At 44.9% G+C, this 16527-nt stretch carries 13 protein-coding genes and 1 tRNA gene; 10 read left to right on the top strand and 4 right to left on the bottom strand.

The window, feature by feature from the left end:
* Positions 1-141 precede the first annotated feature (141 nt).
* Entirely contained in the window at positions 142-1620 is a 1479-nt protein-coding gene (locus FXV78_RS00420; RefSeq protein WP_004844356.1) for a DUF1846 domain-containing protein, read from the bottom strand.
* Positions 1621-1800: 180 nt separating this feature from the next.
* Here FXV78_RS00420 and ftsH point away from each other — a divergent pair, with 180 nt between their 5' ends.
* From ftsH to FXV78_RS00400, 4 genes are all read left to right on the top strand, one after another.
* Positions 1801-3825: an ATP-dependent zinc metalloprotease FtsH gene (ftsH, locus tag FXV78_RS00415; RefSeq protein ID WP_039960061.1), complete on the top strand. Its 2025-nt coding sequence runs from the start codon at positions 1801-1803 to the stop codon at positions 3823-3825.
* A 65-nt stretch (positions 3826-3890) separates the two neighbouring features.
* Entirely contained in the window at positions 3891-5744 is a 1854-nt protein-coding gene (gene uvrC / locus FXV78_RS00410; protein ID WP_055168662.1) for an excinuclease ABC subunit UvrC, read from the top strand.
* 40 nt (positions 5745-5784) lie between these two features.
* Positions 5785-6714 carry an HPr(Ser) kinase/phosphatase gene (gene hprK / locus FXV78_RS00405; RefSeq protein ID WP_009244468.1) on the top strand — a complete coding sequence of 310 codons (930 nt, stop codon included), beginning with the start codon at positions 5785-5787 and terminating at the stop codon, positions 6712-6714.
* Positions 6715-6726: 12 nt separating this feature from the next.
* Positions 6727-7671, top strand: a complete 945-nt coding sequence (locus FXV78_RS00400) for an ROK family glucokinase (protein ID WP_004844351.1) — start codon at positions 6727-6729, stop codon at positions 7669-7671.
* Positions 7672-7827: 156 nt separating this feature from the next.
* On the opposite strand, the gene FXV78_RS00395 is transcribed toward FXV78_RS00400, so the two are convergent.
* A tRNA-Thr gene (locus FXV78_RS00395) sits at positions 7828-7900 on the bottom strand.
* Between the two features lie 196 nt (positions 7901-8096).
* Between FXV78_RS00395 and FXV78_RS00390 the strand changes: the two genes are divergently transcribed.
* From FXV78_RS00390 to FXV78_RS00380, 3 genes are read left to right on the top strand one after another with little or no spacing between them, the layout of a single operon-like run.
* A complete protein-coding gene (locus FXV78_RS00390; protein ID WP_004844349.1) occupies positions 8097-9422 on the top strand; it encodes an MATE family efflux transporter in 1326 nt (441 codons plus the stop codon).
* 27 nt (positions 9423-9449) lie between these two features.
* Positions 9450-10046 (top strand): TetR/AcrR family transcriptional regulator, encoded by a 597-nt coding sequence (locus tag FXV78_RS00385; protein ID WP_004844348.1) that lies wholly within the window; start codon positions 9450-9452, stop codon positions 10044-10046.
* Positions 10047-10097: 51 nt separating this feature from the next.
* Complete coding sequence (locus tag FXV78_RS00380) at positions 10098-11462, top strand: sodium-dependent transporter (protein WP_009244466.1); 1365 nt, start codon at positions 10098-10100, stop codon at positions 11460-11462.
* A gap of 98 nt (positions 11463-11560) precedes the next feature.
* Here FXV78_RS00380 and FXV78_RS00375 read toward each other — a convergent pair whose 3' ends face one another.
* Positions 11561-12358, bottom strand: coding sequence for an ABC transporter permease (locus FXV78_RS00375; protein ID WP_004844346.1), 798 nt, complete (start codon positions 12356-12358; stop codon positions 11561-11563).
* Positions 12351-13118, bottom strand: coding sequence for an ABC transporter ATP-binding protein (locus FXV78_RS00370; RefSeq protein ID WP_004844344.1), 768 nt, complete (start codon positions 13116-13118; stop codon positions 12351-12353). The genes FXV78_RS00375 and FXV78_RS00370 overlap by 8 nt, the downstream gene beginning before the upstream one ends.
* Before the next feature lie 162 nt (positions 13119-13280).
* Here FXV78_RS00370 and FXV78_RS00365 point away from each other — a divergent pair, with 162 nt between their 5' ends.
* From FXV78_RS00365 to asd, 3 genes are all read left to right on the top strand, one after another.
* Positions 13281-13901, top strand: a complete 621-nt coding sequence (locus FXV78_RS00365) for an epoxyqueuosine reductase QueH (RefSeq protein WP_022037424.1) — start codon at positions 13281-13283, stop codon at positions 13899-13901.
* 99 nt (positions 13902-14000) lie between these two features.
* On the top strand, positions 14001-15380 hold the full coding sequence (gene argH, locus FXV78_RS00360) for an argininosuccinate lyase (RefSeq protein ID WP_004844342.1): 1380 nt from the start codon (positions 14001-14003) through the stop codon (positions 15378-15380).
* Positions 15381-15428: 48 nt separating this feature from the next.
* On the top strand, positions 15429-16514 hold the full coding sequence (asd, locus tag FXV78_RS00355; RefSeq protein ID WP_009244462.1) for an aspartate-semialdehyde dehydrogenase: 1086 nt from the start codon (positions 15429-15431) through the stop codon (positions 16512-16514).
* Positions 16515-16527: the final 13 nt, after the last annotated feature.

The following is a 16527-nucleotide window of genomic DNA, read 5'->3' as shown; positions in this document are numbered from 1 at the left end:
ATCCTCCTCATTTGATGTGAATAAAAATATTAAAAAAGGAGTATACTCTCTTTTTGCAAAAAAATACAAGTACTTTTTTATGAACAATAAATATTTCCTCTTTTATTAAAAAAATCCTCTCCCATCAGGAGAGGATCGCTTTTAGTGATAATTATATCCGGTTTCATAAACAGCTTCGCATGTAAGCTGGACGCCGAGACGTTTGAAGGTGCGGATATCAACATCGGACAGCATAACGGAAGTATGAGCCTGACATCCGTTTAATTTTGAAAGCTGCTGAAGTGCAAGTCTGGCATCCGGGTTGGTGGCAGCGCTTGCAGAAAGTGCGATAAGTACTTCATCAGTATGAAGTCTCGGGTTTTTGCTTTTCAGATAGTCCACTTTCAGTTTCTGAATCGGCTCGATCGATTCCGGTGAAATAATATGCAGCTCGTGTTTCAACCCGGCCAGTTCTTTGATCACATTCAGAAGAAGGGCAGCGGAGGCACCGAGAAGATTCGTGGTCTTTCCGGTGATGATACGGCCGTCATCCAGTTCCAGAGCAGCAGCAGGCGTATGTGTCTCTTCCGCACGTTTTAAGGCAGCTGCAACAACGTGGCGGTCTTCGATCGTCACATTGGCCTGATTCATCAGCAGCTCGATTTTCTGTGCTTCTTCTTCCGGACTGTTTCCTTTCAGAAGAGAGTTGAGGGAATCATAGTAACGGCGAACGATCTCCTGGCGGGATGCTTCACAGCATACAGCATCGTCACAGATACAGTTTCCAGCCATATTTACACCCATATCGGTTGGAGATTTGTATGGGCTCTTTCCGTAAATCTTTTCAAAAATCGTGTTTAAAACCGGGAAGATCTCAACATCACGGTTGTAGTTGACGGTTGTCTTTCCATAGGCCTCCAGATGGAACGGATCGATCATATTCACATCGTTGAGGTCTGCTGTAGCCGCTTCATACGCCAGATTTACCGGATGCTTCAGCGGCAGATTCCAGATCGGGAATGTTTCAAATTTGGCATATCCTGCATGAATCCCGCGTTTGTGCTCATGATATAACTGAGACAGACAGGTTGCCATTTTTCCGCTTCCAGGACCCGGGGCTGTGATGATGACAAGCGGACGGGAAGTTTCGATATAGTCATTTTTACCGTATCCTTCATCACTGACGATTAGCGGAATATTGGAAGGGTAGCCGTTGATACAGTAGTGCTGGTATACACGGATTCCCATATTTTCCAGACGGTGGCGGAATAAAGAGGCGCTTTCCTGACCGGAGTATTGTGTGATTACGACACTGCCCACATACAGACCATTGTCGCGGTAAGAATCCATCAGACGGAGTACGTCAGAATCATAAGTGATACCAAGATCGCCGCGGACTTTATTTTTCTCGATATCCTTTGCGCTGATGACGATGACAATCTCTGCCTGGTCACTGAGCTGTTTTAAAAGGCGGAGTTTGCTGTCAGGTTCAAATCCCGGAAGAACGCGGGAAGCATGGTAGTCATCGAACAGTTTCCCGCCGAACTCGAGATACAGTTTGTTATCAAACTGATTGATACGTTCGCGGATATGCTCTGACTGCATTTTTAAATACTTTTCGTTATCAAATCCAATTTTCATGATTTCATTCCTCTATCAATTTAGTATTACGTGTGACAAGAAGGGAAAACAGAAGTTTTACCCTTTTCTGATACAGTATACTATAAACAGGGAGGAGTTTACAATATTTTCACAATGTTTTTATTGATTTATGGGAAACCTGTATTTATAATGGGGATAGTGGACTTTAGGAGGAAAAGAATGGACAATCAAAACAACAGAAATAATAAGAACAATCCCAAAAACAACCGTCAGGGATGGGGCGTCATTCTTGTGACGACACTGCTGACGGCGTTTCTCGTTATGGGACTGTTTTCGCTGATGCAGGGGAGCGACCCGCAGGAGATCAGCTACGATAAGTTTTTAAAGATGGTAGATGAGAAAAAAGTAGAAAAAGTAACGATCGATTCTGCCAAAATCTATATTACGCTCACAGATGAAGCGAGAAAAGAAGCAATCAAGAAAAACCAGGAAGAAAATACAGCAACCGCAGAGCTTCTTGAGCAGATTGAAGAAAAGACGGCGGGAGGAGAGAGAGAACCTGACTATTATACAGGCGCGGTAAAAGATGATACACTTTCCCAGCGTTTGTACGATGCGGGAGTAGAGTATGAACAGAATATACCGGATACGATGTCTTCGCTGATATTCGAAGTATTTATCACGGCGATCCTTCCGCTGATCCTGATATTCCTTTTAATGAATTTTGTGATGAAGAGGATGTCAAAAGGCAGCGGTATGATGGGAATCGGAAAGAGCAATGCCAAGGTATATGTTGAAAAGCAGACCGGGGTAACGTTCCAGGATGTTGCAGGAGAGGACGAGGCAAAAGAATCCCTGCAGGAAGTCGTAGATTTTCTGCATAATCCGGGCAAATATACCGGAATCGGAGCAAAACTGCCAAAGGGTGCGCTTCTGGTGGGACCTCCGGGAACAGGTAAGACGCTGCTTGCCAAGGCAGTTGCAGGAGAAGCGAAGGTGCCGTTCTTCTCCCTTTCAGGTTCTGCGTTTGTAGAGATGTATGTGGGAGTCGGTGCATCCCGTGTGCGTGACCTGTTTAAACAGGCGCAGCAGATGGCGCCGTGTATTGTATTTATTGATGAGATCGATGCGATCGGTAAGAGCCGTGACAATGCCATGGGAAGCAATGATGAGCGCGAGCAGACACTGAACCAGCTTCTGGCAGAGATGGATGGATTTGATACGAACAAAGGTCTGCTGTTACTTGCAGCGACCAACCGTCCGGAAGTACTCGATCCGGCACTTTTGCGTCCGGGGCGCTTTGACAGACGGATTATCGTAGATAAACCGGATTTAAAAGGCCGTGTGGACATTTTGAAAGTACACTCCAAGGACGTCAAGATGGACGAGACGGTGGATCTGGAGGCGATCGCGCTTGCTACATCAGGTGCAGTTGGCTCGGATCTTGCCAATATGATTAACGAAGCTGCGATCACAGCGGTAAAGCATGGCAGACAGGTTGTCAGCCAGAAAGATCTGTTTGAAGCTGTGGAAGTAGTTCTTGTAGGAAAAGAGAAAAAAGACCGCATTATGAATGAGGAAGAGCGCCGGATCGTATCTTACCATGAAGTGGGGCATGCACTGGTCAGCGCGCTGCAGAAAGATGCGGAGCCGGTACAGAAGATCACGATCGTGCCAAGAACCATGGGAGCGCTTGGATATGTGATGCAGACGCCGGAAGAAGAGAAGTTCTTAAACACTAAGAAAGAGCTGAAAGCAATGCTGGTCGGACTTTTGGCTGGTCGTGCGGCGGAAGAAGTTGTGTTTGATACGGTGACGACAGGTGCGTCCAATGACATTGAAAAGGCGACGAAGGTTGCCAGAGCAATGATCACACAGTACGGAATGTCTGAGAAGTTTGGTCTGATCGGGTTAGAGTCTGTACAGAGCCGTTACCTGGATGGCCGTGCGGTGATGAACTGTGGAGAAGCGACAGCAGCTGAGATTGATGCTGAAGTAATGGAGATGCTCAAGGCTGCATATGAAGAGGCAAAACGCCTGCTTCGGGAAAACAGAGAAGCACTGGATAAGATTTCAGAATTCCTGATCGAGAAAGAGACGATCACAGGAAAAGAATTTATGAAGATTTTAAGAAAGGTGCAGGGGATCGAAGAGAGCGAAGAACTGGAAACAAAGAAAGAAGCCAGAATCGCGATGAAACCTGTGGAAGAACCGGAAGAAGGTCCCGAGTTTACAGAAGAATAAATGAGACGGAGAAGGACAGGATTTTTATCTTGTCCTTTTTTTCAAAAGCATTTATAATAAATGGCATGGAAAATTATAATTTTGATATACAGGAAGAATTGAAAAAACTCCCGGCGAAACCGGGCGTTTATATTATGCATGATGAACGGGATCATATCATCTATGTAGGAAAGGCGATCAGCCTGAAAAACCGGGTGCGTCAGTATTTTCAAACCAGCCGGAATAAAGGTGTGAAGATTGAGCAGATGGTGACGCATATCCGCCGATTTGAGTACATTGTCACAGATTCAGAACTGGAGGCACTGGTACTGGAATGCAATCTGATCAAAGAGCATCATCCGAAATACAATACCATGCTGATGGATGATAAGACATATCCGTTTATCAAGGTGACAGTAAATGAAGACTTTCCGAGAGTGATGCTGGCAAGAAAGATGCTCAAAGACAAGGCAAAATATTTTGGACCGTATACAAGCGGGCAGGCAGTCAGAGATACGATTGATCTGCTTCACAAGTTGTATCATGTCCGCAGCTGCAACCGGAATCTGCCAAAAGACATCGGAAAAGAGCGCCCTTGCCTTAATTACCATATCAAGCAATGTGATGCGCCTTGTCAGGGGTATATTTCAAAAGAAGAATATGGAAAAGCTATCTCAGAAGTGATCCGTTTTCTGAATGGAAATTTTGACGGGATTTTGAAGGATCTGGAAGAGAAGATGCAGAAGGCTTCGGAAGAACTGAAATTTGAGAAAGCCATAGAGTATCGAGAACTGCTCGGAAGCGTAAAAAAGATTGCTCAGAAGCAGAAAATCACAGACAGCAGCGGAGAGGACAGAGATATTCTTGCAGCAGCAATACAAGAGGAGGATGCGGTCGTTCAGGTATTTTTTATCCGGGGAGGCCGCCTGATCGGAAGGGATCACTTCTATCTTCGGATTTCCAAGGGAGAGACCTGCGGTGAGATCCTGGATAGTTTTATCAAGCAGTATTATGCGGGGACGCCGTTTATTCCGGGCGAACTGATGCTGCAGGAAGAGATTGAAGATGCCTCGCTTCTGGAAGAATGGCTGAGTGTAAAACGAGGAGGGAAAGTCAATATCCGCGTGCCGAAAAAAGGCACGAAGGAAAAGCTGGTGGAACTGGCTGCCAACAATGCAACCCTGGTTCTCAGTAAAGACAGAGAACGTCTGAAAAGAGAAGAGGGAAGGACCATCGGAGCAGTCCGGGAGATTGAAAAACTGATCGGGATTTCGGATATCCGCCGCATGGAGGCATATGATATCTCGAATACGAATGGATTTGAGTCTGTCGGATCCATGGTTGTTTATGAGAGAGGAAAGCCCAAGCGGAATGACTACCGGAAATTCAAGATCAAAGGAATTGAAGGTGCGGATGACTACGGAAGCATGCGGGAGGTGCTTACAAGAAGATTCACCCATGGGCTAAAAGAACAGAAGGAAAGTAAAGAAATCGGAGGTTTCAGCAGTTTTCCGGATCTGATTCTGATGGATGGAGGAAAAGGACAGGTCAATGTGGCTCTTCAGGTTTTGGGTGATCTGCGGTTGAATATCCCGGTGTGTGGTATGGTCAAGGATGACTATCACCGGACAAGAGGACTTTATTATGAAAATCAGGAGATTGCCATTGATAAAAACTCAGAGGCGTTTCGGTTGATCACGCGGATTCAGGATGAGGCACATCGGTTTGCAATCGAATATCACCGTTCTTTAAGAAGTAAAGGACAGGTGCATTCGATTCTGGATGATATTGAGGGAATCGGACCGGCGAGACGTAAAGCGCTGATGCGGAACTTTATGAGTCTGGATGCTATAAAAGCAGCTTCGGTGGAAGAGCTTGCCCAGATTCCGTCAATGAATGAAAAAGCGGCAGAATCTGTGTACAAGTTTTTTCATAAGTGATATAATTGAACGCAGGAAATGCTTAGAAAAGGAGAACATTATGGGACAAGGCGTAAGTTTAAAAGAAATTGTAGAAAAAATGAACCTGAAAAATCTGACACCGGATGTGGATTTGGTTGAAAAATATGTTCAGGTGCCTGATATCAACAGACCGGCTCTGCAGTTGTCCGGATATTTTGATCATTTTGACTCGGATCGTGTACAGGTTATCGGATATGTTGAATATACGTATCTTCAGACACTTGAGGAAGCGAAAAAGATGAAGATGTACGATGAGCTGTTATCGCATAAAATTCCATGCCTGATCTTCAGCCGTGCATTAGAACCGGATCAAGAGCTTTTAGAAAAGGCTACACAGGCGGATACACCGGTTCTGATCACACAAAAATCAACATCCTCTTTCATGGCGGAGCTGATTCGCTGGATGAATGTGAAACTGGCACCGTGTATTTCCATTCACGGAGTACTTGTGGATGTGTATGGTGTCGGTGTACTGATTATGGGAGAGAGTGGAATCGGTAAGAGCGAGGCAGCGCTGGAGCTGATCAAGAGAGGACATCGTCTGGTAACAGATGACGTGGTAGAGATCCGTAAGGTCAGCGATGATACGCTGGTTGGTTCTGCACCGGATATCACCAGACATTTTATCGAGCTTCGTGGTATTGGAATCGTAGATGTGAAGTCCATGTTTGGTGTGCAGAGCGTCAGGGAGACACAGAATATCGATCTGGTCATCACACTGGAAGACTGGAGCAGAGAAAAAGAATACGATCGTCTCGGACTGGAAGAGACGTATACGGAATTTCTGGGCAACAAAGTAGTATGCCATAACATTCCGATCCGTCCGGGAAGAAATCTGGCGATCATCGTGGAGTCAGCAGCGGTCAACCACAGACAGAAACAGATGGGATATAACGCTGCACAGGAATTATATAAAAGAGTTCAGAACAGTTTGACAAAAAGGAAATAGGAGAGCAGGAAGATGAAATATTGTTTTGGAGTAGATATTGGTGGAACAACAGTGAAAATGGGCTTGTTCGAGGCAACGGGGACTATTTTGGAAAAATGGGAGATCAAGACCCACACAGAAGAAGAGGGAAAGGCAATCCTTCCGGATGTTGCTGCATCACTCAAGGAGAAAAAAGCAGAGCATGATCTGGCAGATGCGGATATTATCGGAGTAGGTGTAGGTGTTCCTGCACCGGTGACAGAAGAGGGAATCGTCTTTGGAAGTGCAAATCTCGGCTGGAAATACAAAGAAGTGAAAAAAGAGCTGGAGGAGCTGACCGGACTGGACGTGGAAGTCGGAAATGATGCCAATGTAGCAGCCCTTGGTGAGATGTGGAAAGGCGGCGGAGCCGGATATAAGAACCTGATTATGGTAACGCTTGGAACCGGAGTCGGCGGCGGCATCATTGTTGGGGGAAAGATTCTGACAGGAAGCCACGGAGCAGGCGGAGAGATCGGGCATCTTCGAGTAAATCCTCACGAAACAGAAAGCTGCGGATGTGGAGGAAAGGGATGCCTGGAGCAGTATGCATCTGCAACTGGGATTGTGCGTCTTGCAAAAAGAAAACTGGAGCAGGAGACAAGAAACACGATTTTAAACAGGAATGATCTGTCTGCAAAATCAGTATTTGATGCGGTGAAAGCAGATGATTCAGTGGCAAAAGAGATTGCAGAGTCTTTCGGAAATTATCTTGGACGTGCTCTTGCAAATCTGGCAGCAGTGATCGATCCGTCCATTTTTGTGATCGGCGGCGGGGTATCAAAAGCCGGGGAGATTCTTCTTGAATATGTAGAAAAGCCATTTCAGGAGAATGCGTTCTTTGCAAATAAAGATGTAAGATTTGCCCTTGCAACACTTGGTAACGATGCAGGAATCTGTGGTGCGGCAAAACTGGTTCTGGATGATTTTGCAGAGTAGAAAAACAATCATTTGACAGGAAATAAAAACGTACAGATGGCAGGAGTGGAAGAAAATCTGCAATCTGTACGTTTTTTCGTTTATGAACAACCTTTTGAAAATATTGGAAGAAAACAAAAAGGGTTGAAAGCCGAAGCCTTCAACCTTTTTTACACAAGCTGGAAATCGGATTTGAACCGACGACCCCTTCATTACGAGTGAAGTGCTCTACCGACTGAGCTATTCCAGCAAGTGTTCGTTCTGATTGAACGAACCTCAATTATTATAGCGCTTTTGTAATAGAAATTCAACTCTTTTTTGTAAAAAAATTACTGTTTTTGGGTTCTGTTCCCTGAAAACCTTGTCAATGCGCAGTATTTGATTTAAAATAAATTTCAGAATGAAAACGTCGGGGATGCGAAGCAACAGGAAAAGGGGGCAGAGATATGAGCATAGATTTAACGAATGGACCTGTGACGAAAAAAATGATGTTATTTTCTCTCCCTCTGATTGCCGGAAATCTTCTGCAGCAGACGTATAATATTGCAGACACTGTGATCGTAGGAAGGTTTCTTGGAGCAGATGCTCTGGCGGCAGTGGGATCATCATATACACTGATGACGTTTTTGACTTCGATTCTGCTGGGGCTGTGCATGGGAAGCGGTGCATTATTTTCCATCCGGTATGGAGAAAAGAATGAAGAAAAATTAAAAGAGAATATCGGAACTTCATTTCTGATGATTGCTGCAGTGGCAATATTGCTGAATGTACTGGTTTGCCGGAACACGGAATGGATTCTGGAGTTTTTACAGGTGCCGCAGCAGGTATATGACGGGATGCGAACATACCTGGAAGTAGTATTTACCGGAATTCTTGCAACATTTTTATATAATTATTTTGCCTCTCTTTTGAGAGCAGCAGGAGAATCTTTGATTCCGTTGATCTTTCTGGCAGTCTGTGCCGGTTTGAATATTGTTCTGGATCTGTGGTTTGTGATCGGACTGGATGCAGGAATTGCCGGAGCTGCGGTTGCGACTGTAATCTCTCAGTGGATTTCCGGAATCGGAATCGCAGTCTACACCTGGGGGCGATGTCCGCAGTTTCGTCTGAGAAGGAGAGATTTCAGAATTACAAAAGAGACGTTTGGCGAGATTTTTCAGTTTTCGTTTTTGACCTGTGTTCAACAGTCTGTTATGAATCTGGGGATTTTGATGGTGCAGGGGCTGGTAAACAGCTTCGGACCGGTTGTAATGGCGGCATTTGCAGCGGCTGTGAAGATTGATTCATTTGCATATATGCCGGTGCAGGATTTCGGAAATGCGTTTTCCACTTTTGTGGCACAGAATTACGGGGCCGGAAAACAGGAGCGGATCCGGGAGGGGGCAAGAAAGTCGGTGCTGCTCGTACTGGGATTTTGTCTGGTGATCTCAGCGTCAGTTTTTGTGTTTGCAAAGCAGCTGCTTTTGATTTTTGTCCAGCCATACGAAACAGAAATTCTGGCAGTTGGAATTCAATACTTGCGGATTGAAGGTGTGTTTTATTTTGGAATCGGATTCCTGTTTTTGTTTTATGGATATTACCGGGCAGTCAGAAAACCGGGAATGTCGGTTGTGCTGACGGTGATTTCTTTGGGGACACGGGTAGTACTGGCATATGTATTGTCAGCGGTTCCTCAGATCGGGGTGTCAGGAATCTGGAGTGCAGTTCCGATCGGATGGATTCTGGCAGATATTGCAGGATGGATTTATTATAAGAAATTACAACAAAGATGAGTATATTATGGAAATGAGGGTTAACAAATGGAGAAAAAAGTAGACAGAAGAGTCATTAAAACGAGAAGGCAGTTAAAAAAAGGACTTGCAGCGCTGATGAAGGAAAAAAGCGTGAATCAGATCACAGTCAAAGAGCTGGTAGAAGAAGTGGATATCAATCGTTCCACATTTTACCTTCATTTTAAAGACATTCAGGACCTTTTGAGAGAAATCGAAGAGAATATGGAAGCGCAGATCAAAAGAGCGATCGAAGAGCATCCGATCGTATCCGGCAATGAAAATGCGTTTTATTTTATAGAAGATATGTTTCGTGTATTAGATGAAGAGCGGGAGATCAGTAAAGCGCTGATCGGTCCCAACGGAGATATGGGATTTATCCACCGCATTGAGCGGATCATCAAAGAGAACAGCAGGGGGACGCTGGAGAAGATGTTTCCGGGTAAGAAAGAGGATCTCAAATATTTTTACGCGTTTTGTCTGAGCGGATGTCTTGGGCTTGTGAAAGTGTGGCTCAATGAAGGGGAAGAAAAATCACCGGAAGAAATGGCACAGATGACATTTAATATGATCGCAAATGCGAAGGATGCGTTCTGTCAGACAGCATCGGATTTTCTTGACAAGTAAATGTGATATCACGTAAGATAAACGTTGAATAAGTGAGAGAGGATGAGAGAGATGAAGAGAGAAAAATTTGGCTCAAGGCTTGGATTTATCCTGATTTCAGCAGGATGTGCCATCGGGCTTGGAAATGTATGGAGATTTCCATATATTACCGGACAATACGGGGGTGCGGCATTTGTGCTGATCTACCTGTTTTTCCTGTTAACACTGGGACTTCCGATCATGGTCATGGAGTTCTCGGTAGGGCGTGCGAGTCAGGCAAGTATTGCGCTTTCCTTTGATAAGCTGGAACCAAAGGGGACCAGGTGGCACTGGTATAAATATTTCGGGATGGCAGGAAATTATCTGCTGATGATGTTTTATACCACGATTGGCGGATGGATGATTTTGTATTTCGTGAAAATGGCGGCAGGGCAGTTTGAGGGACTTGACGCAAAAGGGATTGAAGCGGAGTTTGCAAATCTGACAGCGAGACCGGGATTGATGTTTGTGTGTATGGCAATCGTTGTAATCCTGTGTTTTGCAATCTGCAGCATGGGGCTTCAGAAAGGAGTGGAGAAGATCACAAAGGTGATGATGATCCTGCTGCTTGCTCTGATGATTATTTTAGCAGTACGTTCTGCCACACTTCCGAATGCAGGAGAGGGAATTCGGTTCTATTTACTGCCGGACTTCGGCAAGGTGAAAGAAGCAGGTGTATTTGAAGTCGTCTATGCAGCCATGGGACAGTCCTTCTTTACGCTGAGTCTTGGGATTGGAGCGATTGCGATCTTTGGAAGCTATATTGATAAGAAACGGGCGCTGACAGGGGAGGCAATCTGTGTTACGATTCTGGATACCTGCGTGGCGCTGATCGCGGGGATGATCATTTTTCCGGCATGCTTTGCGTTCGGAGTGAACCCGGGACAGGGACCAAGTCTGATCTTTATCACACTGCCGAATATTTTTAATGCGATGAGCGGCGGAAGAATCTGGGGAACTCTGTTCTTCCTGTGTATGTTCTTTGCAGCAGCATCTACGATCATTGCCGTATTTGAAAATATCATTACATTTGCCATGGAACTGACCGGATGCAGCAGGAGAAAATCTGTAATCTGCAATCTGATCGCAATCCTGGTTTTATCTGTTCCATGTATTCTCGGATTTAATGTATGGAGTGGGATTTCTCCTTTGGGCGCAGGAAAAAATATTTTGGATTTTGAAGATTTCCTGGTAAGCAACAATCTGCTTCCGATCGGAAGTCTGGTATATCTTCTGTTTTGTACCAGCTGTTATGGATGGGGATGGAAGAAATTTACGAAGGAAGCGAACAGCGGACAGGGAATCCGGTTCCCGAAATGGGCAAGGGTGTATGTGTCATATATTTTGCCGCTGATCGTGCTGTTTATCTTTGTACAGGGATATATCACCATGTTTTAAAGCACATAGGAGAATGAAAAATGGAAAAGAAGTATTTGTCATAAAAAGTATCAGGGAAAGTGGAACTTGTAAAAACAGGATCCGCTTTCCCTGATTTTTTAAAACCGTTTTTTACAGAGTTTTTCTACCAGATTGATCAAGGCATATAATCCCATCGCCATAATACACAAAAGCACGATCGACATGAGCAGCCAATCCATTTTAAAAACCTGACTGGAGTAAATGATCAGGTATCCGAGTCCGTTTCTGGCCGCTAAAAATTCTCCGATGATCACACCCACAAGACACAGGCCGATATTGACCTTCATATTGCTGATGATCGCGGGAATGGAGCTTGGCAGGACCACTTTGGTCAGTGCGTGGTGTCTCGTTCCGTGGAGTGTGTAAATGAGCTTGATCTTTTCTTCATCGATTGTTGTGAAACTGGTGTACAGATTTAAAATGCTTCCAAAGATCGCAACGGACATTCCGGCAATAATAATGGTTGTCTGGTTTGCTCCGAGCCAGACGATAAGAAGCGGTGCCAGGGCGGATTTCGGAAGACTGTTCAACACGACCAGATAAGGATCCAGTATTTCGGATAATTTTTTGCTGTACCACAAAATAACTGCGATCAGAATACTGATTCCGGTAACGAACAGGAAGCTTAAAATCGTTTCGTAAAGTGTGATTCCAAGATGGAGAAAAATACTTCGGTCAAGGACCATGCTCCAAAAGCAGCGGACAATCTTGGCAGGACTGCTGAAAACGAAAGAGTCGATCATTCCCAGGCGGGAAGTGATCTCCCAGAGTCCCAGAAAAAGGATCAGGATCAGGAGTCTTGATAAATTGACGATCAGGTGATGGCGTTTTTGGAGGAGTAGATAACGTTTCTGCCTGTTTGAAAGTTCAGACATTTTGATTCAGCTCCTTCCATAAAATATTGAAGTATGTCTTAAACTCCGGAGCGTTGCGGCGTTTAAGAGGGGTGTCAGAGGCCAGGGAGAAGGTGACGGGAACGATACGTGCAATGGAGGCCGGACGTTTGCTGAGGATGAAGATGGTATCTGCAAGGCTGATCGCTTCGGAAAGGTCATGTGTCACTAACACAGCAGTGCGGCCGGAATCCCGTATGATCTGTCCGATATCATCTCCTACGGAAAGCCGTGTCTGGTAATCCAGTGCGGAAAAAGGTTCATCCAGAAGCAGCAGATCCGGTTCCAGGATCAGGGTGCGGATCAGAGCAGCTCTCTGGCGCATTCCTCCGGAGAGTTCAGAAGGGCGTGAGTCGGCAAATTTTTCCAGTCCATAGGTTTTTAACAGCTCCCGTGCATGGGTTTTGGCTGCAGCAGTCAGTGTATGCTGGATTTCCAGTCCAAGGAGGATGTTGTGATAAATTGTTCTCCATTCAAAGAGGTGGTCGTGCTGCAGCATATAACCGATATTGGTCGCGCTTTCTTTTAATGATTTTCCATTGAGCAGAATCTCCCCCTCTTCCGGTTTCAAAAGACCGGCGATCAGTGAGAGCAGTGTGGACTTGCCGCATCCGGATGGACCGACAATTGCCACAAATTCTCCCGGTTTCACGGAAAGGGAAATATCTGACAGTGCTTTTGTTTCGCCTTCCAGAGTATGATAGGCATAGCTTAAGTGATCCAGTGTTAAAATTGGTTCCATACAGACACTCCATTCGACAAGTATATAATCAGTTTATGGAAAACAAGAAAATCTGTGCGTTTCTTTTGGAAAATCCGACATTTCTTTACAGATATCCCGGAAAGACGTATACTATAATAGATTGTAAAAAAGGAAAGAATGAAAATCCGGAGGAAACAAACGATGAATGTGATAAATTATCAGAAAGAACTGGATAAAACGATCGTAAGTCTCCAGAAAGAGGGACGTGTGCCAAAACTTTTGCTGCACAGCTGCTGTGCGCCGTGCAGCAGTTATGTATTGGAGTACTTGTCAGAGTATTTTGAAATCACGGTATTTTATTATAATCCGAACATTTATCCGGAAAGTGAATATACAAAACGAATTCTGGAGCAGCAGGAGCTGATATCCCGTATGAATCTGAAGCATCCGGTCAGTTTTCTGGCGGGAAATTATGAGAAGGATCGCTTCTACCGGATGGCAGAGGGGCTGGAAGATGTCAAAGAGGGGGGCGCCAGATGCTTTAAATGTTATGCGCTCAGGCTTCGGGAGACGGCACAGATGGCAAAAAAAGCCGGTTATGATTATTTTACGACCACACTTTCTATCAGTCCTATGAAAAATGCAGCCAAGTTAAATGAGATCGGACTGGCAGCACAGAAAGAGTTTGGAGTGAAATACCTGCAGTCTGACTTTAAAAAGAAAAACGGATACAAACGATCCATTGAGTTATCCAAAGAATATGGATTGTATCGGCAGGATTACTGCGGTTGTGAGTTTTCACAAAGAAGCAGTACACAATAGAGCGGAAACTGTCACAGTTTTCTATGGACATATAACACGTTAATGTGTTAAACTAATTGCAATCTGAAAAGATACTATCGGAGAAAAGGAGACAGGGGAATGGCACAGTTATGGGGCGGTCGTTTCACAAAAGAAACAGACAAGCTGGTATATAATTTTAATGCATCGATCTCTTTTGATCAAAAATTTTATGCGCAGGATATCCGGGGAAGCATCGCACATGTGACAATGCTTCAAAAGCAGGGAATTTTGACAAAAGAGGAGAAAGAGAGCATCATTGAAGGTCTGAAAGGGATTCAGGCAGATGTGGAGAACGGGACACTTGAGATCACGGATGAGTATGAAGATATCCACAGCTTTGTAGAGGCGAATCTGATCGACCGGATTGGAGATGCAGGGAAGAAACTGCACACCGGAAGAAGCAGAAATGATCAGGTGGCGCTGGATATGCGGCTGTACACAAGAGACGAGATCGAAGCACTGGATACACTTTTAAAAGAATTGCTGGAAGTGCTTTTAAAACTGATGAAAGAGCATATCGAGACGTATATGCCGGGATTTACACATCTTCAGAAAGCACAACCGGTGACACTTGCGCATCATCTTGGCGCATATTTTGAAATGTTCAAAAGAGACCGTCTTAGAATGAAAGATATCAGAAAACGCATGAACTACTGCCCGCTTGGAGCAGGGGCTCTTGCGGGGACAACTTATCCGCTGGATCGGGAATATACGGCAGAGCTGCTTGGATTTGACGGACCGACCTTAAACAGTATGGATTCCGTATCTGACAGAGATTATCTGATCGAGATGCTGTCAGCAATGTCTACCGTGATGATGCACTTAAGCCGTTTCTGTGAGGAAGTGATCATCTGGAATTCCAATGAGTATCAGTTTGTGGAGATTGATGATGCGTACAGTACCGGAAGCAGCATTATGCCGCAGAAGAAGAATCCGGATATCGCAGAGCTTGTGCGCGGAAAGACAGGAAGAGTTTACGGGGCATTGATGTCCCTTCTGACGACAATGAAGGGAATCCCGCTTGCATATAATAAAGATATGCAGGAAGACAAAGAGCTGGTGTTTGATGCCATTGATACGACAAAAGGCTGTCTGGCATTATTTACGGGGATGCTTCGCACCATGAGGTTCAGAAAGCAGCGGATGGAAGACAGTGCAAAGAATGGTTTTACAAATGCGACAGATGCGGCGGATTATCTGGTCAATCACGGCGTGCCGTTTCGGGATGCTCACGGGATTGTAGGACAGCTGGTTTTATATTGTATTGATAAAAATATCGCCCTCGATGATATGAGTCTGGAGGAGTATAAGGCAATCTCTCCGGTATTTGAAGAAGATATCTATGAGGCCATCAGCATGAAGACTTGTGTGGAAATGCGAAATACCATCGGAGCACCGGGGAAAAGTGCCATGGAGCAGGCAATCGCACTGGAAGAAGCATATTTGAAAGAAGAATAGCAGGTTTGCTGTTTTCAAATAAAAATGAGAGGAAAGGACAGAAAGAAGATGGAAAAGAAATTAAAAGTTGGAATTTTAGGAGCAACAGGAATGGTCGGACAGAGATTTATCTCTTTGCTTGAGAATCACCCGTGGTTTGAGGTTGTGACAGTGGCAGCAAGTCCGCGTTCTGCAGGAAAGACTTATGAAGAGGCAGTCGGAGACAGATGGAAAATGACAACTCCAATGCCGGAAGCAGTGAAAAAACTGGTTGTTATGAATGTAAACGACGTGGAACATGTTGCGTCTACGGTAGATTTTGTATTCAGCGCAGTGGATATGACAAAAGAAGAGATCAAAGCGATCGAAGAAGAATACGCAAAGACAGAGACACCGGTCGTGTCAAACAACAGTGCGCATCGTTGGACACCGGACGTGCCGATGGTAGTGCCGGAGATCAATTCAGAACATTTTGATGTGATTAAGGATCAGAAAAAACGCCTTGGAACAACACGCGGATTTATCGCAGTAAAACCAAACTGTTCGATCCAGAGCTACGCGCCGTGTCTGGCTGCATGGAAAGAGTTCGGACCAAAAGAAGTAGTGGCAACGACTTACCAGGCCATTTCCGGAGCGGGAAAGACATTTAAAGACTGGCCGGAGATGGTGGAAAATATCATTCCATATATTGGCGGAGAGGAAGAAAAGAGTGAGCAGGAGCCGCTGCGTGTTCTCGGAAAAGTAGAAAACGGCGAGATCGTAAAGGCTCAGCTTCCGAAAATCACTTGCCAGTGTCTGCGTGTACCGGTATTAAACGGTCATACAGCAGCTGTATTTATCAATTTTGAGAAGAAACCGACAAAAGAGCAGCTGATCGAAAAGCTTGTGTCATTCAAAGGTTTCCCACAGGAAGAAAACCTTCCAAGTGCACCAAAGCAGTTTATTCAGTATCTGGAAGAGGACAACCGTCCACAGGTGAAACTGGATGTAGATTATGAGAACGGAATGGGAGTGTCAATCGGACGACTGAGAGAAGATTCGATGTTTGACTTCAAATTTGTAGGACTTTCCCACAACACAGTCAGAGGAGCAGCAGGTGGAGCAGTTCTCTGCGCAGAAGCTCTGACAGCAAAAGGGTTTATTCAGGCAAAATAAAGATTGAGAAAGG

This window comes from Mediterraneibacter gnavus ATCC 29149, assembly GCF_008121495.1.
Lineage (GTDB): Bacteria > Bacillota > Clostridia > Lachnospirales > Lachnospiraceae > Mediterraneibacter > Mediterraneibacter gnavus.
This window is presented reverse-complemented; position numbering and strand designations above follow the sequence as displayed.